Annotated in this window: 16 protein-coding genes and 1 tRNA gene; 10 read left to right on the plus strand and 7 right to left on the minus strand. The window is 59.8% G+C overall.

Going from position 1 to position 24,334, the window contains the following annotated elements; genetic code table 11:
- The first annotated feature begins 206 nt into the window (after positions 1-206).
- The 4 genes from priA to ACESSC_RS08805 all read left to right on the plus strand — a co-directional run bounded on the left by priA (position 207) and on the right by ACESSC_RS08805 (position 5,863).
- Positions 207-2,660, plus strand: a complete 2,454-nt coding sequence (priA, locus tag ACESSC_RS08790) for a replication restart helicase PriA (RefSeq protein ID WP_373162538.1) — start codon at positions 207-209, stop codon at positions 2,658-2,660.
- 18 nt (positions 2,661-2,678) lie between these two features.
- Positions 2,679-3,215, plus strand: a complete 537-nt coding sequence (gene def / locus ACESSC_RS08795; RefSeq protein ID WP_117635192.1) for a peptide deformylase — start codon at positions 2,679-2,681, stop codon at positions 3,213-3,215.
- A 330-nt stretch (positions 3,216-3,545) separates the two neighbouring features.
- Positions 3,546-4,466 carry a methionyl-tRNA formyltransferase gene (fmt, locus tag ACESSC_RS08800; RefSeq protein ID WP_373162540.1) on the plus strand — a complete coding sequence of 307 codons (921 nt, stop codon included), beginning with the start codon at positions 3,546-3,548 and terminating at the stop codon, positions 4,464-4,466.
- Positions 4,463-5,863: an RsmB/NOP family class I SAM-dependent RNA methyltransferase gene (locus tag ACESSC_RS08805; RefSeq protein WP_373162542.1), complete on the plus strand. Its 1,401-nt coding sequence runs from the start codon at positions 4,463-4,465 to the stop codon at positions 5,861-5,863. Before fmt ends, ACESSC_RS08805 begins: the two co-directional genes overlap by 4 nt.
- A 140-nt stretch (positions 5,864-6,003) precedes the next feature.
- Here ACESSC_RS08805 and ACESSC_RS08810 read toward each other — a convergent pair whose 3' ends face one another.
- The 7 genes from ACESSC_RS08810 to glgB all read right to left on the minus strand — a co-directional run bounded on the left by ACESSC_RS08810 (position 6,004) and on the right by glgB (position 19,433).
- A complete protein-coding gene (locus tag ACESSC_RS08810; protein ID WP_055310612.1) occupies positions 6,004-6,240 on the minus strand; it encodes an FmdB family zinc ribbon protein in 237 nt (78 codons plus the stop codon).
- Positions 6,241-6,328: 88 nt separating this feature from the next.
- Positions 6,329-9,625: a 4-alpha-glucanotransferase gene (locus tag ACESSC_RS08815; RefSeq protein WP_373162544.1), complete on the minus strand. Its 3,297-nt coding sequence runs from the start codon at positions 9,623-9,625 to the stop codon at positions 6,329-6,331.
- A 217-nt stretch (positions 9,626-9,842) separates the two neighbouring features.
- Positions 9,843-12,173 carry a glycogen synthase GlgA gene (gene glgA, locus ACESSC_RS08820; RefSeq protein ID WP_373162546.1) on the minus strand — a complete coding sequence of 777 codons (2,331 nt, stop codon included), beginning with the start codon at positions 12,171-12,173 and terminating at the stop codon, positions 9,843-9,845.
- A gap of 90 nt (positions 12,174-12,263) precedes the next feature.
- Positions 12,264-13,391, minus strand: a complete 1,128-nt coding sequence (gene glgD, locus ACESSC_RS08825; RefSeq protein ID WP_373162547.1) for a glucose-1-phosphate adenylyltransferase subunit GlgD — start codon at positions 13,389-13,391, stop codon at positions 12,264-12,266.
- 4 nt (positions 13,392-13,395) lie between these two features.
- Entirely contained in the window at positions 13,396-14,544 is a 1,149-nt protein-coding gene (locus ACESSC_RS08830) for a glucose-1-phosphate adenylyltransferase (RefSeq protein WP_035138263.1), read from the minus strand.
- Between the two features lie 106 nt (positions 14,545-14,650).
- The gene (locus tag ACESSC_RS08835; protein ID WP_373162548.1) at positions 14,651-17,077 is read right to left on the minus strand and encodes a glycogen/starch/alpha-glucan phosphorylase; all 2,427 of its coding nucleotides are present in this window, start codon (positions 17,075-17,077) and stop codon (positions 14,651-14,653) included.
- A gap of 94 nt (positions 17,078-17,171) precedes the next feature.
- Positions 17,172-19,433 carry a 1,4-alpha-glucan branching protein GlgB gene (gene glgB, locus ACESSC_RS08840; protein WP_373162549.1) on the minus strand — a complete coding sequence of 754 codons (2,262 nt, stop codon included), beginning with the start codon at positions 19,431-19,433 and terminating at the stop codon, positions 17,172-17,174.
- A 331-nt stretch (positions 19,434-19,764) separates the two neighbouring features.
- Here glgB and ACESSC_RS08845 point away from each other — a divergent pair, with 331 nt between their 5' ends.
- The 6 genes from ACESSC_RS08845 (at position 19,765) to ACESSC_RS08870 (ending at position 24,331) form a co-directional block, all read left to right on the plus strand.
- The gene (locus tag ACESSC_RS08845) at positions 19,765-20,454 is read left to right on the plus strand and encodes an HAD family hydrolase (RefSeq protein ID WP_373162550.1); all 690 of its coding nucleotides are present in this window, start codon (positions 19,765-19,767) and stop codon (positions 20,452-20,454) included.
- 27 nt (positions 20,455-20,481) lie between these two features.
- Complete coding sequence (locus ACESSC_RS08850; protein ID WP_373162577.1) at positions 20,482-21,105, plus strand: thiamine diphosphokinase; 624 nt, start codon at positions 20,482-20,484, stop codon at positions 21,103-21,105.
- A 70-nt stretch (positions 21,106-21,175) separates the two neighbouring features.
- A tRNA-Ala gene (locus tag ACESSC_RS08855) sits at positions 21,176-21,251 on the plus strand.
- A gap of 768 nt (positions 21,252-22,019) precedes the next feature.
- Positions 22,020-22,571 carry an antiterminator LoaP gene (gene loaP / locus ACESSC_RS08860; protein ID WP_373162551.1) on the plus strand — a complete coding sequence of 184 codons (552 nt, stop codon included), beginning with the start codon at positions 22,020-22,022 and terminating at the stop codon, positions 22,569-22,571.
- A gap of 66 nt (positions 22,572-22,637) precedes the next feature.
- Positions 22,638-23,456 carry a sugar transferase gene (locus ACESSC_RS08865; RefSeq protein WP_373162552.1) on the plus strand — a complete coding sequence of 273 codons (819 nt, stop codon included), beginning with the start codon at positions 22,638-22,640 and terminating at the stop codon, positions 23,454-23,456.
- Entirely contained in the window at positions 23,453-24,331 is an 879-nt protein-coding gene (locus ACESSC_RS08870) for a glycosyltransferase family 2 protein (protein ID WP_373162553.1), read from the plus strand. The genes ACESSC_RS08865 and ACESSC_RS08870 overlap by 4 nt, the downstream gene beginning before the upstream one ends.
- The last annotated feature ends 3 nt before the right edge of the window (positions 24,332-24,334 follow it).

Here is a 24,334-nt window from a genome sequence, read left to right on the forward strand (position 1 = left end):
CGCGTAAACGCATGTATCCGAGCCCCGTTCCCCCGAGCGGGGCTCTTGTTTCTGTACCGATGAGTGGGTTGCTGGGACAAAATAATCAGTAGTGTTTGTCCCATGTTCGAGTGACGCAACAAGCTCGACACTCGTATCGGCCATGGGACAAACTCTACTGATTATTTTGTCCCACCCCTTTCAGGTCCGTTCGTTAGAGGTGGTGTATGGCTCAACAACTGTCGCTGTTTGGTTCGCCGGAACCGGAGGAAGCTCCGGTGAAGCCCAAGCCTGCCGCTGCCTCGGCTCAGTCTAAGCCTGCGCCCGAGCCCCCTGCCGCCTACGCGAGCGTGGTCCTCGATATCCCCACCCGTGCGCTGTCGGAACCGTTTGCTTACGGCATCCCCGAGTCCCTTGCCAACGGGGTCCAGGTCGGATCGACAGTCCTGGTCCACTTTGGTAACCGTGCCGCCGCGGGCTATGTCGTCGACATTGCCCCTGAGCTGGGCGACCTGCAGGGCAACAACGCCCTCGACCCCGCACGCATTAAACCCATCGAGGCCATCCTCAGCAAACCGCTCTTTACCGCCGAGGCTGCCCGCATCGCACGCTGGATGAGCCGCGAGTATGTCGCGACGCTTTCCGAGTGCCTGCGCCTGTTTTTGCCCCCGGGCGGCAGCCCGCGTGTGGTCAAGGGCGACGACGATGCGTGGACTGTTGAACGGCCCGCCGTCAAGCCTATCCAAAATCGTTGGGTGATGCTTACGCCCGAAGGCTTTGACTATACGCCGCCCAAGACCGCGGTCCGTCAGCGCCAGCTCATCGAGGCGCTGCAGTGCGGCCCGGTTACGACTCGCGACCTTAATCTTCTCTATAACAGCATGTCGGCGACCATCAAAGCGCTCGAAAAGCGCGGCGTCGTGGTGGTGGAGGAGCGCCGCGCCTGGCGTGGCTGCAGCGAGCAGACCACGCTGTCCTCGGCAAGCGGCAAGGCGCCGGTCTCCCTTACCAACGGCCAGCAACGGGCACTCGCGCAGATTGAGCGCGCCCGTCTGGACGCTCATGGCGACGTGGTGTTGGTCGACGGCGTCACCGGCTCCGGCAAAACCGAGGTTTACCTCTCCGCCATCGAGCGGGTGCTCGCAGCCGGTCGCTCTGCCTGCGTGCTGGTGCCCGAGATCTCGCTGACGGCCCAGACCGTCGGCCGCTTTCGCTCGCGCTTTGGCGAGACGGTGGCCGTTTTCCATTCGCGTCTTTCTGCTGGCGAGCGTCTCGACCAGTGGGATATGGTCGCCAGCGGTGCGGCCCGCGTGGTGGTCGGCGCCCGCTCGGCGCTCTTTTGCCCGCTCAGCGACTTGGGCCTCATCATCATCGACGAGGAGCACGAGACTAGTTACAAGCAGGGCTCCAGTCCGCGCTACCACGCTCGCGAGGTGGCGGCCGAGATGGCGCGCCGCTACCGCTGCCCACTCGTGCTGGGCTCGGCCACGCCTTCTGCCGAAGCGCTCGACCGCTGCCGTCGCGGAACGTACGGCGGTGCCACGTGGACGCGCGTCGAGATGCCCGAACGCCCGGGGCACGCGGTCCTGCCCACGGTTCGCATTGCCGACCTGCGCCGCGAGTTTTCGCACGGCAGCCGCTCAATGTTCTCTAAACCGCTGATGGAAGGCCTGGAGCGCGTTGTAGAGCGGCGCGAGAAGGCCGTGTTGCTGCATAACCGTCGTGGCTTTGCGCCATTCCTGATGTGCCGCGAGTGCGGCTGCGTCCCCACCTGCAACCACTGCTCCACAGCGCTTACGTATCACGAGCGCACGCACACGCTGCAATGTCACACCTGCGGTTCGTCTTGGCGCGTGCAGCCGTATCCCGCGCCCACGAGCCGTTGCCCCAAATGTGGCAGTCGCTATCTGGCAAAAATGGGTCTGGGCACTCAGCAGATCGAGGACGCACTGCGCCAGATGCTTCCCGAGGACGTCGCCATTATTCGCATGGATGCCGATTCCACGCGCGGCAAGGATGCGCACAAAAAGCTGCTCGAGCAGTTCGATGCCTCCGATTGCGCGGTGCTGTTGGGTACCCAGATGATCGCCAAGGGCCTCGATTTTCCCGAAGTCACGCTCGTGGGCGTGGTCAATGCCGACTTCGCCCTCAAGCTGCCGGACTTCCGCGCAGGGGAGCGCGCCTACGATCTGCTGGAGCAGGTCGCGGGCCGTGCCGGTCGCGGCGATCGTCCCGGCGAGGTCATCATCCAGACCTACCTGCCCGAGGATCCGGTCATTCGCGCCGTCGCTAAGCACGACCGTTCGATCTTTACCGACTACGACCTGGACCAGCGCCGCGACGCCCTGTATCCACCGTTCGTGCGTCTGGTCAACATTTTGGTGTGGTCGGCGAACCGAGACGACGCGCAGGACTACATTGGGCGCATTGCAAAGCTCCTTAAGCGCCGCTGGCATGCCGCCGCGCTCGACTTTTTGCGGGCGGGGAGCGCCGTGCCGCAGGTGCTGGGCCCGGCTTCGTGTGTAATCGAGAGAGCCAAGGACCGTTACCGCTTCCATCTGCTTGTGAAGTCGCCGGTAGGGTACCATGTCTCTGATGATATCGACGCCTGCCTCAAAGAGGTAGGCTCCGTGCGCGGCGTGAGCGTGAGCGTTGACGTCGACGCCTATGATTTGATGTAACAACCCGAAAGGATGGCCATGGAAGCCAACGGAATCGTACTGTCGCCCGACCCTCGTCTGCGCCAGGAGTGCGCCGTCATCGAGGAGATCACCCCGGCGATCGAGGCGCTTGCCGAGAAGATGAAGAAGATGATGTTCGACAACGGCGGTTGCGGCCTGGCCGCCCCGCAGATCGGTGAACTCATCCAGCTCGTCACCATCGACTGCGACTACAGCGACAAGAACGACTACGATCCGTACGTGCTCATCAATCCCGTGATTGTGGAGCAGAGCGACCATCTCGTGCCGTTTAGCGAGGGCTGCCTGTCTATCCCCGGCATTAGCTGCGAGATCGAGCGTCCCGACCATGTCGTCGTCGAGGCGTACGACTTGGACGCAAACCTGATTCGCTATGAGGCTTCGGGCGATCTGTTCTGCGTGTGCCTGCAGCACGAGATTGATCACCTGCACGGCAACACCATGTTCGAGCGCCTTAAGCCCATGCAGAGGATCAAGGCAGTCAAGGAGTACCAGGACGCCCTGGCCCGCGGCGCTCGACCGGGCGAGACGGAGTAGGTTAATTGTCCGTCCCTGGGATGGGGCCCACACATATCATCCCGTGCTCAAACATTCTCGCTTTGCTGCGAAACTGCGCGCGGGACGATATGTGTGGGCCCCATCCCAGGGACTACGTTGTCGCTCTTCGTTTCGCCCGAGTGCCGTCGGGCCAGGGAGGGGCGTCTTCGCTGATAGGTGCTTTGTTGGGAGGGCTGCTTTTATGCGGCTCTTTCTTTGTTTTTGGGTATATTTATTTCTGTTGAACTATTCTTGCGGCTGGGCGCGCTTGCGACCAAGAACGCTTTTTTGTAGCCGTCTCGGCTCGTTATTGAGAGGAGACTAACTTTTATGCGTATTGTGTTTATGGGTACGCCTGATTTTGCTGTGCCTTCGCTGACTTCGCTTGTTGAGGCTGGGAATGAGATTGCGCTCGTAATTACTCGTCCCGATGCTGTTCGTGGGCGTGGTAAGAAGCTGGAGCCGTCTCCTGTTAAGGCTAAGGCGCTCGAGCTTGGTCTGCCTGTTGTTGAGGCTAATCGTATGACGCCTGAGGTTGTTGAGGTGCTCCAGGCTGCCCAGGCTGATATTTTCTGTGTGGCTGCCTATGGTTGCATTTTGCCCGATGAGGTGCTGCATATGGCGCCGCTTGGTATTGTGAATGTTCATGCGTCCTTGCTGCCTCGTTGGCGTGGGGCTGCTCCTATTCAGCGTGCCATTCTTGCTGGTGATGAGGTTGCTGGCGTTTCCATTATGCGCATTGGGCATGGCGTGGATACCGGCGCTTATTGCGCCCAGGCGTCTACGTCGGTTTCAGGCAAGCATGCCGAGACACTGACTACGGAGCTTGGCGAGCTGGGCGGCAAACTGCTTGCCGATACACTTCCTTCTCTTGCCGATGGCACCGCCGTGTGGACTGAACAGGATGAGGCGCTCGTTACCCATGCTGCCAAGATCTCCAAGCAAGAGATGCGTCTGGATCCGCAAATGGCGGCGCTTGATTGCGTGCGTCATGTGCTGGCTTCGTCCGATACCGCGCCTGCTCGTTGCGTGATTGCCGGCAAGACCGTGCGTGTGCTCGATGCTGCGGCGGCTGATGTGTTGCTTGGCGAGGGTCAGGTTCTCGTTAAGGCCAAGCGCGTTTACCTTGGCCTTTCCGATGGCTCGGTTGAGTTGCTTGAGGTTAAACCTGATGGCAAGCGTGCTATGGCCGCTTCTGCCTGGGCCGCCGGCCTGCAGTGCGCCGATCTTTCGTGGGGTGTTTTGTCATGAGCAAGCTGTCTCCTGCGCGCAAGCTTGCGCTCGATGTGCTGATGGAGGCCGATCGCCGCGGCATGTATGCGCGCGACGTGCTGTCCTCTCGCGCATCGGCCAAGGCTATTGACCAGCGCGATTCCGCTTTTGCCGCCCGCTTGGCGCTGGGTGTGGCCGCCACGCAGGGTATTTTGGACGAGCTGCTCGATCAGTTTCTTGATAAGCCTAAAAAGGTTGCGCCGCGTGTTCGCATGGCGCTTCGTATATCGGCCTTCGAGATGCTCTACCTGCATACGCCGGGCCGTGTTGCCGTAAGTCAGGGTGTTGAACTGGTTCGTTGCGGTGCTAAGTCCGCCGCCGGCTTGGCCAATGCTGTACTGCATAAGGTTGCGGACAATGTTGAGGACTTTGCTACTGCGTCCGATGTGGATGAGTCTGAGCGACGCTTGGTTCGTCTGTCGCGCCTGATGGGTCTTCCGCGCTGGCTGTGCGCTCGCATTATGGCGTCGTTTGACACGCCAGAGGGTGCGCTTAACTTTGCCGGCAATCTGGCCCCCGCGCCGCTGGCCCTGCATGAGAACGCTTTTGCTTCCAAGCCCGATCCGTATATCCTGCAGCTCGTCGCACCTGTCTTCCCGGGCTGCCATACCCCGGTTGATGCCCAGGTTACCGTTGCTTCGGGTGCGTTTGAGCGTGCTGCCGCGGTGGCATCTGATCTCAACGCGCAACTTATCGCCACAGCTGCCACGCGCCCTGGTAGCTGCCTTGAGATTGGTGCCGGTCGTGGCACCAAGACCTATGTGATGATGTGCCAGGCCAAGCGTACGGGCTATGAGCGTCAGCATACGGCGCTCGATCTGCATGATCGCAAGTGCGATCTGAATCTCGCTCGCCTGCATAAGGCCGGTATTCAGGGCGTTCGTACGGTTTCTGGTGATGCTTGCGAGCTTGATGAGGTGCTCACATCGTTTGATGCCATGCTTGGCGAGCCGGTTAAGTTCGACACAGTCTTTATCGATGCGCCGTGCTCTGGCACCGGAACCATGCGTCGTCATCCCGAGATCCCGTGGCGCCTGACCGAAAAGGATGTGACGGTTGAGCTGCCCAAGCTGCAGCTGACGATGCTCAAGGAAGCCGCTGCGCGCGTGGCTGCCGGCGGCGAGCTCATCTATGCCACCTGCTCGGTCTTTGAAGAGGAGAACGCGCAGGTCGTGGATGCCTTCCTGGCTTCTCCCGAGGGTGCCGGCTTTACCGTGGCGCCGCTCTCTGAAGCGCAGATTCTGCAACTCCCCGAGTTCGATCAGGCCAAGAAGCTCGTATCCGTACGCCAGAACGATCGAGGCCTCTTCCAAAGCGTGCCGGTAAACGCCGATTCCTACGACGGCCACTTCTGCGCCAGGCTGGTCCACAAGTAATTACTACGTTGCGGTGAAATAGGGATTGAATAGCGGCATCTACCCGCCAAAAAGTCCTTATTTCACCGCAACTCATAGAGCCACCTATAGCGCAAAGAATCAGCCCCGCGATCGATGTCGGTCGCGGGGCTGCTTGGTTTCTAGTGGCTGTGCGGGCAGTTGGCGCAGCAGCCGCTCGTGGCGCTGGTGCTGGAGCCGCCGCTTCGCTGGTCGGTGTTGTAGAAACCGCTGCCCTCAAATTTTATGCCGCTGGCTGAGAACGTCTTGGCCGCCGGGGCACCGCAGCTGGGGCACACGACCTCGGGGGTCTCGGACATGGGATGCTCAACCTCAAACACGTTGCCGCAGCTCGAGCACTTGTAATCGTAGCGCGCCATAATACTTCCTTTTCAGCACAAAGCGGGCAGATTACTCTGCCCGCAAAAATTCAAACGTCTGTAACTGTACCCTATATCGGGGGTTTTATCACGCTTCGCCCCAGAATCTATGGTTGTTGCGCAGGAGCCGCGCGGTTTTGCCCTCGGCGGCTGCAATGTCCGCCTCGTCAGCCTGCCAGGTCCAGTTGCCCGTGGTCACGCCCGGCACGTTCATGCGTGCGTCGTCGCCCAGTCCCAGCACGTCCTGCAGCGGCATCATCACCAGGGGAGCGTCGCTTGCCAGTGCGTCGCTCATCAGCTTGGCCGCCACCTCAACACCGCTCGGTTCATCGCCGCCCGCAAAAGAACGCGTACACCAGCCGGCGAGCGTCGACGTGTCGTGCGTCGAGGTGTACAGAATCTTGCCGGGCGTGGGATGCACACCGCAACGAACGTCGTAGTCGCTAAACTCCAGCACGTCCATGCCGGGGAAACCGCAGGTCGATGCCATGGCGCGAACACCGGGCGTCAGATAGCCCAAGTCCTCAGCGATAAAGTTGAGCGGACCCAGCTCGTCATAAGCGGTCTGGAACAGGTCCTTGCCCGGTCCCGCCAACCAGCGACCTTCGGCGCAAGCCTTGCCTGCGGGGATACTAAAGTAACTGTGGAATCCCAGGAAGTGATCCAGGCGCACGCGGTCGTAGAGCGAAAACGCACGACGCAGGCGATCCATCCACCAGCTATAGCCGTTCTGCTTCATGTGGTCCCAGCGGAACGTCGGGTTGCCCCACACCTGGCCCTCGGGCGCAAAGTTGTCGGGCGGCGCGCCGGAAATCTCGATTGCCTTGCCGGTATCGGACAGCCAGAAGTTCTCAGGTTCGCTCCACGCGTCTGCCGAATCGTCCGACACGTACATAGGAATATCGCCGATAACCTCGATGCCCTTCTTGTGCGCATAGTTCATGAGCTCGCACCAAGCCAAGTCAAAGCGGTACTGCATGTACGCCTGAAGCTCGGCCTCGTTGTGGAAGCGCTTGTCGTCGATCAGATGCTCGTTGTAGCGCGCGACATCTGCCGGCCAATCGTGGCGCGACTCGCCCTCAAAGTACTTTTTGACGGCCATATAGACGCAGTATTTCTCGAGCCAATCGGCATTGCGATGCTTAAACGCGGTGTACAGCGGGTCAGCATCCTCGCCGCCGCGGGCCTTCCAGGTCTCAAAGTCGGCTGCCAGCTCCTCGTGGCTCTCGGGTAGGAGGTCGATATTGCCTGCAAAGGCCGAAGGACCGGCGTAAGGGGAGCGGAAGAAGTCCGTGGGGTTGACGGGAAGAACCTGCCAGTAGCGCATGCCCATGGCGGCCAGATGGTCGATAAAGCGACGTGTGGGCGCACCGATCGTACCGGGTTTGCCGTCGTCGGTCGGCACCGATGTGATATGGCACACAACACCCGCACCGTGATCGAGCGGCTCCTGCAGGCGCTGCTCGGCGTGGTGATAGATGATCGACGAACCCAGTGGGTACAGGTCGAGCGTGACCGTACCGTTGTGGATCTCGCACTCGTGACCGCTAAGCACATCGCTCGCGCATTCGCCGAGCGCCGGAATCGTCACGCGGTGTGAATTGCGCAGGCTGCGGTTGATGATGACGGTCGCGGACTCGCCGTCTTTACCGGTACGGTTGTAGGCCAGCACCTCGTCATTGAGCGCGAAGGCCTTGATTTCACCGTCGATCATAAACGGCAGCGCGCGGCGCACAGCAGATGCGTTCTTGACGATCGCGAACGTATCGAAGTCGTGCAGGTCTTCCTTGGTCGGCATGGTGCGGCGATTACCCGGATCGGTGAGTCCCTCCAAGCCGTACTCGTCACCGTAATAGATTGAGGGAACGCCCGGGAACGTCATCTGCATGAGCGTCGCCAGCCAAAAGCGGCTCTTGGCCAGGCCCATGGAGTTCTCGTCCAGGCGCCATTTGCTGCGCTCGCACTCGGGCAGCTGCGACTCATCGGGGCCGCCGCCGAGCACCGAGATAATGCGCGGACGGTCGTGGCTCGAAAGCAGATTAAGTGCGCAGGACAGGGCCTCACGGGGATAGTTCTCGCGCAGGGTTTCGATATCCTCGGCTGCCTGGTAGGCGTTCTTGTAGCCCATCAAAAAACCGATGACCATGTCGCGGAAGGGATAATCCATGGCCGAGTCCAGCTCGGAGCCTTGCAGATAGCGGCGCAGATGGCCGTAGCTGATCTTGTTGGAGGCGTCTTCCCAGACTTCGCCGAGCAACAGTGCATCAGGCTTCTCGGCGAGCACGGCCTTTTTGATCTCGGCCAGGAAGTCATCGGAAAGCTCGTCGGCCACGTCTAGGCGCCAGCCATGAGCGCCGGCACGTAGCCATTTACGGATCACGCCGTCCTTGCCCAGGAGCCGCTCGCGTACCAGCTCAGAGCTCTCATTGATGGCGGGCATATTGCCCACGCCCCACCAGCAGTCGTATGAGCCGTCCTCATGGAAATAAAACGCATCGCGCCATGGAGAATCCTCGCTCTGCCACGCGCCCACGCCGGGGTAGTTGCCGTAGCGGTTGAAATAGATGGAGTCGTCACCCGTGTGGTTGAAGACGCCGTCCAGAATGATGGAGATGCCCAGCTTCTCGGCCGCCTGGCACAGCTCGGTAAAGTCCTGCTCGGTGCCTAGGATCGGGTCGATCTTGGTGTAGTCGGCCGTGTCGTAGCGGTGGTTGCTCGCGGCTTCAAAAATGGGGTTGAGGTAGATGGCTGTAAAGCCCAGCTCGGCGATGCGAGGCAGGTCTTCCTGGATGCCCTTGAGCGACCCGCCGTAGAAGTCCCAGGTTTTGATGGAGCCGTCTTCAGCGCGCTCGTACACGGGCGGCTCGTTCCAGTCCTCGACCATGCGGCGCTGGATTCCGTTGCGTGGTTTTTCGACCTCGGCCAGCGTGCGCTCGCGCCAGTTTTCGTCGCGGGCATAGCGATCGGGGAAGATCTGGTAGACCATGCCACGCTCGTACCACTCGGGACGCACTTCGCGGTGCTTATAGACGGTAATCTGGAAGGACGGCACCTCGGCGTAGTCGTAAGTTACGCCCTCGCCACCGGTGCGACCCTGCGGTGCGCCCAAGCGGACCTCGGGCTGGCCCTCGATATTGCAGATAAAGCTGTACCAGATAAGACAGGGCTCGGTGCACTCAAGCTCTACGGTAAATATGCCGTCGCCCTCGTGCGTCATGGGATACCGAGACTCACCGATCTCATCGACCCAGGTACGCAACGTAAGCGTTGCCTGGTTGGGATCGGCATCCTCCAGAATCACGGAGAGCGAAAGGGTAGTTCCTGTGGTCACAGCGCCAAACGGAGTGCGAAACTGCGGCAGACGGCTGTTGTGTATCAATCTCATAGTACGGTCCAGTTCAATAGAATCATGGCCAGCGGGCCATGGGTTTTACGCCTAAGATGTAAGTATATCTGTAGTACACAGGGTGTATAAACAACATCCGTTTACCATCGGCGAACGGTTGTCCTAGAAAATCGTTTTACCACTACCTACAGAGAAGGGGCACCCGGTTGGAGCGCCCCTTGCTTAGGGTTTGATGAGGTTTTGGATCGTCTGTGGGCTAGCGACGCTTGCGGGTGGCCGTTGCCTTGCGGACGGAGGTCTTCTTGGTCGGAGCCTTTTCCTCGGTCGAAGCGGCGGGGGAGACCGGGGCCTCCTTGGCGGGTTCGACCTTTGCCGTAGTCTTCGGAGCGGTCTTGACCTTAGCGGCCTTCGGTGCCGGCTTGGGCTTTGCCTCGGGCTTGGTCTCCTCTTTGACGGCGGCGGTCATAGCCTCTGCCTTAGGAGCGGCAGCCTTTGCCGTGGTCTTCTTGGCCGTCGTCGTTGCGCGCTTGCGCGTGGTGGTCTTGGCGGTCGGCTTGGCCTCGACAGCTGCTTCGGCCTTGGGCTCGGCAGGCGTCTCCTCGACCTTGACGGCGGGCTTTGCGGCAGCCTTCGGAGCGACCTTGGTCGCAGTAGCCTTGGCGGCCGTCGACTTCGTTGCCGTGGTCTTCTTGGCAGCTGTAGTCTTCTTGGCGGTCGCGGTTGTCTTCTTGGCAGCGGTCTTTGCCGGAGCCTTGGCGGCCGGTTTGGCCTCAGCGACCTCGGCCTTTACCTCGGGAGCAGCCTCGGCCTCGGCGGCCTTCTTGGCAGCGGCGGTCGTGCGCTTGCGCGTGGTCGTTGTCTTGGCAGCCGTTGTTTTAGTCGCGGCAGCTTTGGTCGTCGTAGCCTTCTTAGCGGTCGTCTTGCGGGTCGTGGTCTTCTTAGCTGCGGGCTTTGCAGCGGGCTTGACCTCGTCCTTTGCCTCAAGAGCAACCTCAGCCTTCACCTTAGGCTCGGCCTTTGCGGGCTCAGCCTCAGCAGGCTTCTCCTCGGCCTTGGGCTCCTCGGCGGCCACCGGTTCAGCAACAGCCTCAGGCTCGTCGACAACAGCCGCCGGCCTCTCAATCTCCGGATGCATAAAGAAGTACAGGTCCAGATACTTGTCGGCCGAGCGCGTCCAGCTAAAGTCCTGGCTCATGGCCTGCGTTACCAGCTGGTTCCAGGCAGCGCGGTTGTCCCAGAACAGGCGTGCCGCGCGGAACACGGCGTCGCCCATCTCGTCGCCGTTAAAGTTGCTAAACGAGAAGCCCGTGCCCTCGCCGGTAAACTCGTTATACGGAATCACAGTGTCCTTCAGACCACCGGTCTCGCGCACGATAGGCAGGGTGCCGTAGCGCATGGCAATGATCTGCGACAGGCCGCAGGGCTCAAACTTCGAAGGCATCAGGAACATATCGGCGGCGGCATACATGCGCTGCGACAGCGCCGGATCGAACTCGATGCGCGCGGCCATGGTGCCGGGGTACTTGTCCTGGAAGTAGCGTAGGCCGTCCTCGTAGTCGCGGTCGCCGGTGCCCAGCACCGCCACCTGCACGCCGCCGGCCAGGATGCGGTCGAGCGCGTACATGACCAGATCCAAGCCCTTCTGGCGCGTCAGACGCGTGACCATGACCATAAGCGGACGGTCGTCGCGAACCTCGAGCCCCAGCTCTTCCTGCAGCTTGGCCTTGCACACGGCCTTACCAGAACGGTCCTCCACGGTGTAGTTGGCGGCAATGCGCTTGTCGGTCGCCGGGTCAAAGCCCGCCACGTCAATGCCGTTGAGGATGCCCTGCAGCGCATAGGAGCGCTCGCGCAGCACGCCGTCCAGGCCCTCGCCAAACTCGGGTGTCTGGATCTCGTTGGCATAGGTGGGGCTCACCGTAGTGATGGCGTCGGCATAGCGCAGGGCGCCCAGCATGTAGTTGATGCTGCAGGCGTCGCAACGCAGCTGCGAGGCGGCCGCGGGAATGTGCGCCACGCCCAGGATGTCCTCCATCACGGTGTCGCTAAACTGGCCCTGGAACGCCACGTTGTGGATCGAGAACACGGTCTTGACGCGGTCATACAGCGGCAGGCCCTGGTAGAACTCGCGCAAGAACACGGGCGCCAGTGCCGTCTGCCAGTCATTGCAGTGCAGGATGTCACACTCAAAGCCGGCCGGCAGGTGCTGCAGGCTCTCGGTGATGGCCTTGGAGAAAAACGCGAAGCGCTCGCCGTCGTCAAAGAAGCCGTACGGATAGTCGCGCGCAAAGTAGCGCTCGTTGTCGATGAACATATAGGTGACGCCGTCGTGCTCGAGCTTCTCGAGCCCGCAGTACTCATTGCGCCAGCCCAAGCTCACGTAAAAGTCGGAGAAGTGCTCCATCTGCGCCTTGTACTCATCCTTGATGGTGGCGTACTTAGGCACCATCACGATGACTTCGGCGCCGGCGCGCACAAGCGCCGCGGGCAGCGAGCCCGCCACGTCGCCCAGGCCACCGGTCTTCACAAACGGTGCGCACTCGGCCGAGGCAAACACGATCTGCATCTTTTTGCTGGAATCTGCCATATTGTCTCCCATGTTGCAATTCGAGAATAGCCGCCTGGCGCTAACCGGGCGGCTATTCTACATGTTACGAGCGATGTTGCGGTGCCAACGTTAACGTACGATGGTGGTGTCGGAAGTTAACGGAGCCTTGCCCAGCACCAGGATGTTCTCGGGCGTGCCGCGAAGCTCGGTGTTGTTGGGAACCACGTTGTTCTTGTCCAGGATGGCGTTCTCGACGCGTGCGCCGCTCTTGATGATGCAGCTCTGGTTGATGATCGAGTTGGTCACCGATGCGCCTTCCTCAACCACAACGCCGCGCGACAGGATCGAATTGCGCACGGTGCCCTTGATGATGCAACCGGCCGAGATGATCGAGTTGCAGGCGTGACTACCGGTCGCGTAGCGCGAAGGCGGCACGTCGTGAGCCTTGGTCAGGATCGGGCGCTCGGGGTCAAAGAGCTGATCGGCCACGGTCTGGTCGAGCAGGTCCATGCTGCGGCGATACAGCGACTTCTCGCTAAACACGCCCACGACCTCGCCCTTGTACTCGTAGCTGCACACGTCGATGTTGCCAAAGTCGCCCTGGAGTGCCTCGAGCAGGTCCAGATAGTCGGCGGCCTGGTAGTGGTCGATGATCTCGAGCAGCGTCTCGCGGTTGACGATGCAGCAGTCCATAGAGGCGTTGTCGCCGTACGCGACGCCGGCGCTCACGCCCGTCAGGCGACCGTTCTCGTTAATCTCGAGCTTGGTCTCGTCATTGACGTTGCGCGTGGCCTTGCAGTACACCACGGTCATCTGGGCACCGGAGTTCTCGTGCGCCTCGATGATGGTGTTGAGGTCCATGTTAAAGATGATGTTAGTGCCCATCATCACGACATAGGGCTTCTGCGAGCGCTGGAACAGCGTCTTGTTGGAGATGATGTCGCGCAGCAGGAAGCGCATGCCGCCCTTGGTGGTGCCATACGCGTTGCCGGGCACCATGAACAGGCCGCCCTTCTTGCGGTCCAGGCCCCAGTCCTTGCCAGAGCCCACGTGGTCGATCAGCGAGCGGTAGTTGCCCGGCATGACGACGCCGACGGTCTTAATGCCGGCATTCATCATGTTGGACAGCGGGAAGTCGATCAGGCGGTAGCGGCCCAAAAACGGAACGGACGCGATGGGGCGGTCCTTGAGCAGCACGCTGCCGTAGGTCGAAGAGTAGTTAGCGGTGATATAACCGATGGCCTTGCGATTGATCATCGGATCATTCCCCCTTCCCGATAACGACGTCATTTCCAACGACGGCCGTATCCTTGGTGGTATCGACAGAGCCGAGCTTCACGCCCTCTTCGACCGTGGAGTTCTCGCCCAAAATAGCGCGGCAGATGTGCGCGCCGCTCTTAACGTGCGCACCCGGCAGCAGCACGGAGTCCTCGACCACGGCGCGCTCCTCGATGATGACATCGGTCGAAAGGATCGAGTGGCGAGCGGTGCCGTAGATCTTGCAGCCATTGGAGACCAGGCAGTCGTCTAGGCGGCCGTCCGGGCCAATGTAGTGCGGCGGACGCGTGGTGATGTTGGACATGATGGGGAAGTTCTTGTCGAACAGATCGAACTCGGGGTTGTTACCCAGCAGGTCCATCGAGGTCTCATGGAAGCTGGCGATGGTGCCGACGTCCTTCCAGAAGCCGTGGAACTCGTAGCTGTACAGGCGCTTGTTCTCACCGAGCAGCTTGGGGATGATGTCCTTGCCAAAGTCGTGGCTCGAGCGCTGGTCCAGAGCGTCCTCCTCGAGCGCCTCGATCAGCACGTCGGCCGAGAAGATGTAGATGCCCATGGACGCGAGGTTCGAATCGGGCTTCTCGGGCTTCTCGGTGAACTTGGTGATGCGGCCGTCCTCGGGGTCGGTGGTCAGGATGCCAAAGCGGCTGGCCTCCTCCCACGGCACGGGCATAACGCTCACCGTGAGGTCGGCGTTGTTCTCAATGTGCGTCTTGAGCATCTTGCGGTAGTCCATGCGATACAGGTGATCGCCCGAAAGAATCAGGACGTACTTGGGGTCGTTGGCCTTGATGTAGTCGAGGTTCTGCGTAATGGCGTCGGCCGTGCCCGCATACCAGGCGCCACCGGTCTGCGTCTCGTACGGCGGCAGGATCGACACGCCGCCGTCGCGGCTGTCCAGATCCCAAGCCTCGCCGGAGCCCACATAGGCATGCAGCAGGTAGGGACGGTACTGCGTCAGAACGCCCACCGTGTCGATGCCCGAGTTGGAGCAGTTGGAGAGCGAAAAGTCGATAATGCGGAACTTACCACCAAAGCTAACCGCCGGCTTAGCGATCTTTTGGGTGAGTGCCCCCAATCGGCTGCCCTGTCCTCCTGCGAGGAGCATCGCGATGCATTCTTTCTTACTCATCGATTTCTCCTTCTGTCATCGATGTTCCTAAACCCATTTGCGACGGGCGCGGCGCTCGGTCGCGCCCGTCGAATAATACCGTGCGGCAAAGGGAGCTCGCGCGCCTTTACGCGTGCCAGATCTCGTCGCGATACTCGCGAATGGTGCGGTCGGACGAGAACCAGCCACTCGAGGCGGTGTTGAGCAGGGCCTTGCGGTTCCAGGTCTCCTGGTCGCCGTAGCTGCCCGTGAGGTTCTCCCATGCATCCACGTAGCTGCGGAAGTCCGCCATGACCAGGTCGGGGTCGTTGTTGTTCATGAGCTCGTTGTAGATGCTCTCGAAGTTGCCCGAAAGACCCGCAAAGGTGTTGTCCTTGAGCTCGTCCATCACGCGGCCCAGACGCTCGCGGTCGCCGTTGAGCGTATCCCACGCAAAGTAGCTGTTCGATGCCCAGAGCTGCTCGACCTCGGGGGCAGTCAGGCCAAAGATGGCCTCGTTCTCGCGGCCGGCCAGGTCGGCGATCTCGATGTTGGCGCCGTCGAGGGTGCCCAGCGTAATGGCGCCGTTCATCATGAGCTTCATGTTGGACGTGCCCGAGGCCTCCTTGCCGGCCGTGGAGATCTGCTCCGAGATCTCGGCGGCTGGGTAGATGAGCTGAGCGTTGCTCACACGGAAGTTGGGGATAAAGCAGACCTTCATGACCTCGTTGACGCGGGCGTCGTTGTTGATGACGTCGGCCACGGAGTTAATGAGGCGGATGGTCTCCTTGGCAAAGGTGTAGCTCGAGGCAGCCTTGCCGCTAAAGATGAAGGTTGTCGGCGTCACGTGGAAGTTGGGATCGGCGATGCGACGGTTGTAGATGTCCATCACCTTCATGATGTTCATGAGCTGGCGCTTGTAGGCATGGAAGCGCTTTACCTGGACATCGAAGACGGTGTTGGGGTCAATAACCAGACCGGTCTCGGCCTTGACGTAGGCGGCCAGACGCTCCTTGTTGGCGCGCTTGGAGGCACCCACGGCCTTCAGGAACTCGGTGTCGTCCTTAAACTCCTTGAGTTTCTCAAGCTCAAAGGCGTCTTTGAGCCAGCCATCGCCAATGGCCTCGGTCACGAGCCTGGCGTAGGTGGGGTTGGCCTCGGCAAAGAAGCGACGGTGCGAGATGCCGTTGGTCTTGTTGTTGAACTTCTCGGGCGTCAGGGCATAGAAGTCCTTGAGCACGATGTTCTTGATGATGTCGGAATGGATCTTGGCCACGCCGTTGACGCTGTGGCTGCAGATCACAGACAGGTTGGCCATGCGAATCTCGCCGTCCCACAGGATGGCGGTCTGGCGCAGACGCTCCTGCCAGCCCTCCTGCGTGGTGTCGAAAGACTCGTGCCAACGACGGCTGATCTCGTCGATGATCTGGTACACGCGGGGGAGGAGCTTGGAGAACGTGCCGATTGGCCACTTCTCCAGGGCCTCGGGCAGGATGGTGTGGTTGGTGTAGCTCACGACCTGCGTCACGATGTTCCAGGCGTCATCCCACTCGAGCTTCTTCTCGTCGATGAGGATACGCATGAGCTCGGGGCCGCACATGGCGGGGTGGGTATCGTTGGTGTGGATGGCTACAAACTGCGGCAGCAGCTCCCAGTTCGCGCCGTGCTCCTTCTCAAAGGTGTCGAGCAGGCTGTAGATACCGGCCGAAACAAACAGGTACTCCTGCTTCAGGCGCAGCAGACGGCCGTGCTCGCCGGCGTCGTTAGGGTAGAGGATGGCGCTGATGGCCTCGGCCTCAGCGCGCTCGGCATCGGCCTGGGCATAGTCGCCGCGGTTGAAGGCCTCCAGATCAAAGTGCTCCTCGACCGGCTCGGCGGCCCAGACGCGCAGCTTGTTGACGGTTTCGCCGGCATAGCCCACGACGGGGATGTCATAAGGGACGGCCAGGATGTCCTGCGTGTCTACCGTGCGGTAGAACGTGCGGCCGTTCTCCTCAAAGCCCTCGACGCGGCCGCCAAACTTAATGGTCACGGCCTTATCCTGACGACGGACCTCCCAGGGATAGCCGTGGGTGAGCCACTCGTCGGTGGCCTCGACCTGGCTGCCGTTGACGATCTCCTGCTTAAACAGACCGTAACGGTAGCGCATGCCGTTGCCGTAGCCGGCGATGCCCTCGGCTGCCATGGAATCCAAGAAGCATGCGGCCAGGCGGCCCAAGCCACCGTTGCCCAGCGCCGGATCGGGCTCCTGGTTCTCGATGACGGACAGATCAAAGCCCATGTCGTCGAGCGCCTCGGCGACCATGTCGCGCACGCCAAAGTTGAGCAGGTAGTTGTCGAGCAGGCGGCCGATCAAAAACTCGATCGAGAAGTAGTACACGCGCTTTTTGCCCTCGGCGGTGACGCGGGCGTCACTCTTGGTGGCAACGGTGCGCGCCTTCTCGGCCACGAGCTTGGCCAGGGCGTTAAAGCGGTCGAGGTCGCTGGCGGCCTCGACGCTCTTGCCGCTGATGCTCATGACGGCATCGCGATAGAGCTCGGTAAACTCCTGCTTGTTGTCGAAGATCTTATTCATACGTTCCTTTCCCCCGGGGATGTTTCTCCCGGAACGGTTATGACATGTATCCTACGCCCCCGCGGGGCGGGTAATTACAGTGGTAACGCCTTTGTTACGCTTTCTTAGCAGGAGCCTTAACGGCAGCTGCCTTAGCCTTGGGAGCGGCCTTTTTGGTGGCTGCCTTTTTGGCCGTGGTGGACTTGGCCGAAGCCTTGGCAGCGGGCTTGTTAGCCTTCGCCTTAGCAGGAGCCTTCTTGGCGGCCGCAGGCTTGGGCTTCACCGAGGACGTGCGCTTTTTGGGCGCAGCCTTGGGAGCCTCCACCACGGGCGGCTTATAGCTGCTGGGACCGCGGCGCTTAAGCACCACGCCTGCCAGACCGGGCACCTTAATCTCAATGGAGTCCATCTGCCCGTTCCAGGGATAGGGCTCGCTCGAGCAGGTGTAGGGCTCTTCGCCGGCATAACCGCTGCCGCCGAACTCGGGACGGTCGGAATCGAAGATGACCTCCCAGTCACCCTCGCGCGGCACGCCTACGCGGAAGCTCTCGTAGCTCGCCGGGTCAAAGTTGATCAAGATCACCAGGTCGTCATCGACATCCTCGCCCTGACGCACAAAGCTCACGATGGACTGCTTGGAGTTGTCCGCGTCGATCCAGGTAAAGCCGTCGTCGGTATAGCCGCGCTCGTACAGGGCGGGCTCGGCGATGTACAGGTGATTGAGCGCCTTGATAAACGCCTGATGGTGCGCATGGGTCTCATACTCCTCGGTCAGGAACCACTGGATGGACTCGTAGTAGCGCCACTCAATAAACTGGCCGATCTCGTTGCCCATAAAGTTGAGCTTGGCGCCGGGGTGCGTCATCTGGTAGAAAGCCAGCGTGCGCAGGCCGGCAAACTGGCGCCACCAGTCGCCCGGCATGCGGCCGATCAGCGAGCACTTGCCGTGGACGACCTCGTCGTGGCTCAGCGGGCAAATAAAGTTCTCGGTAAAGGCGTACATGATGGAGAACGTGAGCAGCCCGTGGTTGCCGGGGCGCCACGGAAAATCGGTCTGCATGTAATGCAGGGTGTCGTTCATCCAGCCCATGTCCCACTTGTAGTGGAAGCCCAGGCCGCCGTCCTGCGGCGGATAGGTCACGAGCGGCCACGCGGTGGACTCCTCGGCCATCATCATCACGTCGGGGTAGTGTGCCTCCACGGCGCAGTTGACCTGGCGGATAAATGCGCTGGCGTCCAGGTCCTCCTCGGTACCGTACTTGTTGAACTTCTTTTGCCCCGGATCGTCGATGCCAAAGTTGAGGTACAGCATACTGGACACGCCGTCCATACGAATGCCGTCAACGTGGAAGTTCTCGAGCCAGTACAGCACGTTGGAGACCAGGAAGGAGCGGACCTCGCCACGGGCGAAGTCGAACTTGTGCGTGCCCCAGTTGGGGTGAATCTCGTGCTCAAACAGCATATGGCCGTTAAAGGTAGCAAGGCCGTGGGAGTCGGCACAAAAACCGCCGGGCACCCAGTCCATGATTACGCCAATGCCCGCCTTGTGACACGCATCGATAAAGTGCATGAGCTGCTGCGGGTCGCCATAGCGCGACGTGGCGGCATAGTAGCCGGTCGTCTGGTAGCCCCAGGAGCCATCGAAGGGATGCTCCATAAGCGGCATGACCTCGATATGCGTGTAGCCCATGTCGTGCACGTAGTCCACGAGCTCGACCGACAGGCCGTCGTAGGTGTAGAACTCGCCGCGCTGCGCGGGGAAGGGGTCCATGGGACCGGGGTAGTTGCCGTACTCGTCCGGCTCGCCCTGTGGCGCGTCGCCGTGGCGCTTCCACGAGCCAATATGCACCTCGTAGATGTTAAGGGGCTGCGACATGTGGTTATGACTGGCGCGGCGCTTGAGCCATGCGGCGTCGTTCCACTTGTAGCCATCGAGGGTCCACAGCACGCTGGCGGTACCCGGAGGGCACTCGGCCTTAAAGGCATACGGATCGGCCTTATAGAGCTTTTCGCCCTCGTTGGTCTCGATGAGATACTTATAGAGCTGACCTTGTTCTGCGCCAGGAATAAAGCCTTCCCAGATAGCGCTCGTATGCACGGGCACCAGCGGGTTGGCTTCTTCATTCCAGTCGTTAAATTCGCCAATGACATGCACGCTCTTTACATCGGGCGCCCAAACGCAAAAGCGCCAGCCGCGCGTACGGTTCTGCGTGTCGGGGTGCGCGCCCATCTTTTCCCAGCTGCGCTCCCACGTGCCGATGCCAAATAGATAGACATCGTCCTTGGTGAGCTCCGGTGCGTGCGGGGCGGCTTTACGGGTTGCGGGCTTTTTAGCCGTTGGCTTTAGCTTTGTATCGCTCACGTTTGATCCCATCATGACGCGGCAGCGTGTTGCCTTGGTGACTAGATGCGAAAGGTCCAAGGCTGCACGAATCGAAGGGACGGCGATAGTTCTATGATTCGTTCCACCTCGCGTGCTCGGTGGAACTTTCGGCAGAAACTACGATAACACCTGTACGTTACTTTTATGAAGGAAAGTGGTTTTAGGGCGGCGTTTAATCGGTAAGCGCCATGTTTAGACCACTGGCAGAATTGCCGTGGTAAAACTCTTGACAGTTTTACCAATTAGGGTTTCAAGATTGTTAGTTTGACGTTTGGTAAAACGTTTTTAGCAGGATGTTTACCATTTGACATCGAAAGGTTCGTTTATGTCCCAGACCGCCGCCCCCAACGTTGCTTTTATTTTCGATTGCGACGGCACACTGGTTAATAGCACCCCCGTTTGGGCCTATGCCCAGCCCGAGCTGCTGCGCCGGCACGGCGTTGAGGTGACGGTCGACGACTTTGCCCAGTTTGAGCATCTTTCGCTCGAGGACGAGTGCCAGGCCTACCACGACACGTGGGGCATTGGCGCGAATGGCGAGGAGCTGTATCGCGAGCTGGGCGAGATTTTGATCGATGGGTACTCCAAGGTGCCGCCGCGTGAGGGGCTCCTGGCATTTTTGGAGCAGGCGAAGGCGGCGGGCATTGCCATGTGCGTTGCCACGTCTACGCCAGCCGAGCTGGTTAAGTCTGCGCTTGCGGGAGCCGGGCTCGATGCCTACATGGAGTTTGTTACCACGACGGGTGAGGCAGGACGCTCCAAACAGTTCCCCGACGTATACGAGTTGGCGCTGCGCCGTCTGGAGGGGCGCCATGGGCATAAGTTTGACCGCGCATGGGTGTTTGAGGACGCCGTCTTTGGCCTTAAGAGCTCTGGAACCGCCGGCTTTAAGCGCGTGGGCATCTATGACCCGCACGGCCGTATGGAGCGCGACGAGGTGCGTGCCAACTGCGACATCTTTATCGACAGCTATGAAGAGCTGGACCTTGACCGTGTGCTTTCGTTTGAGGGCTAGGTGAGGCCCGTGGCTTGCAAGGTATTAGTGGTCTGCGGCTCGCCCGTGGTAGCGAGTGCGGATCTGTTGCGTAGGCTAGCAGGGGAGTGCGACCACGTTGTCGCCGTGGACCGCGGACTCGACGCGCTGCTGGGCGCCGGCCTGGGCTGCGACGACTATGTGGGGGATGCCGACACGGTGAGCGATGCGGGTCGCGCGCTAGTCGATGCCGCCGAAGCCTTTGAGGTAGAACGCCACGACCCCTACAAGGACTATACCGATCTGGCACTGGCGCTCGATTCCGTCCGCCGTCGCTGGCCGGGTGCCGAAGTAGTTGCGACATGCGCCACCGGTGGCCGTCCGGATATGGCGCTTTCCGTACTGGGGCTGCTCGCTGGCTACGATGACGCCCCGGTCTGGATTGCCGAAAACGAGACCACGGCCCGCATTCTGCACGGAGGCGAATCGTGGACCATCGAAGGCGCCGAGGACAAGACGTTCTCCATCATCGCCATTGCCCCCAATACAGAGGTAAGCGAACACGGCCTAGAATGGGAACTAGATCACGCCCCGCTGGGCTTGTTGGCCGACACGGGCATTAGCAACGTCGTCAGGTCAACAGCCACGATCCAAGTCCACACCGGCACCGCCATCGCTTACCTATATCAATAGGCATTTAGAATCTGACCCAAAAAAGTCCTTGCATCAAAGAAAGTCTTCCCCTATAGTATCTCCTCGTCACGGGGGCGTAGCTCAGCTGGGAGAGCGCTTGACTGGCAGTCAAGAGGTCAGGGGTTCGATTCCCCTCGTCTCCACCATCGTGAATGCAAAGGCCTTCGGAATTCCGAAGGCCTTTTTTCATGCCTAAATACCTCGCGCCACAAATCCATACCCACATCAACAAAAAGTTGCACAATTTATTTCCCATGTCTGTACATAGTTTGTTATCCAAACGCAATTACCAGTGTAGCTCGCTGCTCCAGTTGGGCTTCAGGAACGCTCCCAATTATTGCCAGCGCCCCAATAACCTGCGCCAACGTGAACAACATCCCCAAAACAACCACCTTAAGCACGTCAAATGAACGATATGTTGTCCAACGCAACCCAAATCAGTTTCGCTATCAGCTTGTGCTAAGATACCTAACGTTACATGAGTTCAACTGCGCTCACGGCTTCAGCAAGTCATAAAGCGCAGGGTCGATCAGCATCCGGCCGTAACGGCGGTGCCAGAAACACCACGAGCTCCAATAAAGAAGTCATGCGACGTTATTTATTTGCATTGAAGTAATTCAAAGATGTAAATAGGTTTTTTGCATGCTAAAGCGTAGCAGTTCTGCAGCTGTTTACGTACAGTCCAGTCTTGTACCCGCTTGACTGGATTTCACGTAGCCAGCTGAGGTTGTTGGTGTATTTGCGATACACCAACAACCTCAGCGCTGCTTCTATACATACCGTTCACGGTGGGGCAGAGCCACGTGCTTGTCTAACTGGGCTCAGGGTTTGAATATGGAGCGCCTTCGCGCACAAGCGCCCTGGCGAAGCCATACCCAAACCCCGTGAGCCACACGTAAGACAGCAAGGGGGTGGTGCTCGTGTGGTATGTGATCCAGGTCATTAACGGACGCGAAGACGTAATGCGCGAGCGCATCGAGCGTATGGTGCCGGCGGGCGCCATGCAAGAACTCTTTTATCCCCAATATCAAACCGAGATTAAGGTACACGGCGAATGGGTCAAAACGACCAAGCCGCTCTTTCCCGGTTATCTCATCTGCGATACGGCAGACCCCCGTACCGTGCAACAGTATCTGCTACGCATGGACGACTTTGCCCGGGTGCTTGCCCAGGACGGTCAGTTTGTGCCGCTGGCAAAAGAAGAGGTCCAGCTTATTGGCAGCTTTACGCATAGGGGAGACCGCGTGGTGCCCATGAGCGAAGCCCTTAAAGACGGTGACCAGGTCGTAGTTACGGCAGGCCCGCTGCTGGGTCACGAAGGCCTTATCAAAACCATTAACAGACGCAAGAGCACTGCTTATTTGGAGCTCGATCTGTGTGGCCGACGCGTAACCACCCGCGTTGGCCTCGCGGTACTTTCAGCCGAGCAGCGTGCAATGCAAAACCTTAAAAAGGCGATCGCCTAGCTGCTGGCGATTGTCGCTCAAACCAAGGAGGACCTTCGGGTCGGGGACGTAGCGTTGGAAGAGAACGTGTCAGATAAAACAGAATATGTAAAGGATGTGCCCGTGGATGCGGCATTGATTGGTCAAGTTGGGGATTGGCGGGCAGACTCTCAGACTCCTGTTGCTACGGAATTTCCTCTCCCCGTGGAGAATCCTGCTCCGGCGCAAGGTTGCGTGGCGACAGGAAGTTATAGGGCGCCTGCTGCCGATCCCAACGCTGCTGCCCCCAAGAAAGGTGGGTCAGTCTACTTTGCCTTCAAGCGAGCCTTCGACATTGTGTTTTCTGCTGGTGTCTGTGCGGTGTTGGCCGTCCCTGTCGTAGCTGCATGCGTCGCCATTGAGATTGACTCTCCTGGAAAGCCGTTCTTCCGTCAAAAACGAGTCGGTAAGGGCGGCAAGCCTATCTATATCTTCAAACTCCGAACCATGGTCTCTGACGCTCACGAGCATCCTGAGAAGTACATGACTCCCGAGCAGTTGGCGCAATGGCAGCGCGAACAAAAGGTTGACGATGACCCACGCATTACGCGCGTTGGTCGTTTTCTACGTCACACTTCACTCGACGAATTGCCGCAGTTCATCAACGTTCTTATAGGGGATTTATCCGTTATTGGACCAAGGCCTGTGACGCTCGAAGAAACCTACGAGTACGGTGACGCTCGCGACGAAGTTCTTGCTTGTAAGCCGGGCATTACTGGCTGGTGGGCCGCAACGGATCGTAATGACTCGACTTGGGGAAGTGGTCAGCGACAGGCCCGTGAACTCTTCTATGTTCGTCATCAGTCGCTTGGTCTTGATGCTCGCGTATTTGTTAAGACCTTCAAAGCAATGAGGAGGGGGAAATGACGACCCCTTCCTTGAGCGTAGTAATTCCCACATTGAACGCAGCAGACGAAATAGACAGCCTATTGGACATCATTGAGGCTCAGAGTCTGCAGCCTTTAGATATCTTAGTGGTTGATTCGTCCTCCGATGACGGTACCGTAGGCGAGGTTGCTAAGCATCCCTGCGTTAACCTTGTCCGCATAGAGCGTAAGGAATTCAATCACGGCTCAACCCGCGACATGGCTCTGAGGCGTAGCGCTGGCGAGTTCGTTTGCTTTCTCACGCAGGATGCGGTACCTGCTTCTAATCGCTACCTGGAGAGGCTCGTCGCGCCTTTCTTGGCCGATGATTCAATCGCGCTCGTGACTGGTAGGCAACTTCCCAAGGCGGATGCAAGGCGTTACGAGCAACTCGTGCGCAATTATAACTATCCCAACGCTCCCTCGGTGCGCAGCAAGTCTGACCTCCCTAAATACGGCATCAAAACGTTCTTTGCATCTGACACCTGTTCTGCCTATCGACGGACCGCATATCTCGAATGCGGTGGATTCGATCATGTCAACACCAACGAGGACATGCTTATGGCCGCCAGGTTCGTAGCGTCGGGCCTGAAGGTCGCATATGAGCCGGACGCCGAGGTTTATCACTCCCACAATCTGACTCCCAGTCAGCAGTTCGCGCGCAATCGTGCTGTAGGTATGTTCCTGGAGTTGCACTCAGACGACCTTATGCACGCGAGCGAGATAGGCGAGGGCGGTCGACTCGTTAAGGCGGTCTCCTCGCAACTTCTTCGGGAAGGGAGACTGACAGAGTTCATCGCCTTCGGAGTCGACTGCTGCGCCCGTCTTCTCGGAAACCGTGCCGGCCGCAGGGCCGTAAGAAAGGAAAGGCTATAACCA

Source organism: Collinsella aerofaciens (genome assembly GCF_964243765.1).
In the GTDB taxonomy this organism is placed as follows: Bacteria; Actinomycetota; Coriobacteriia; order Coriobacteriales; family Coriobacteriaceae; genus Collinsella; species Collinsella aerofaciens_BU.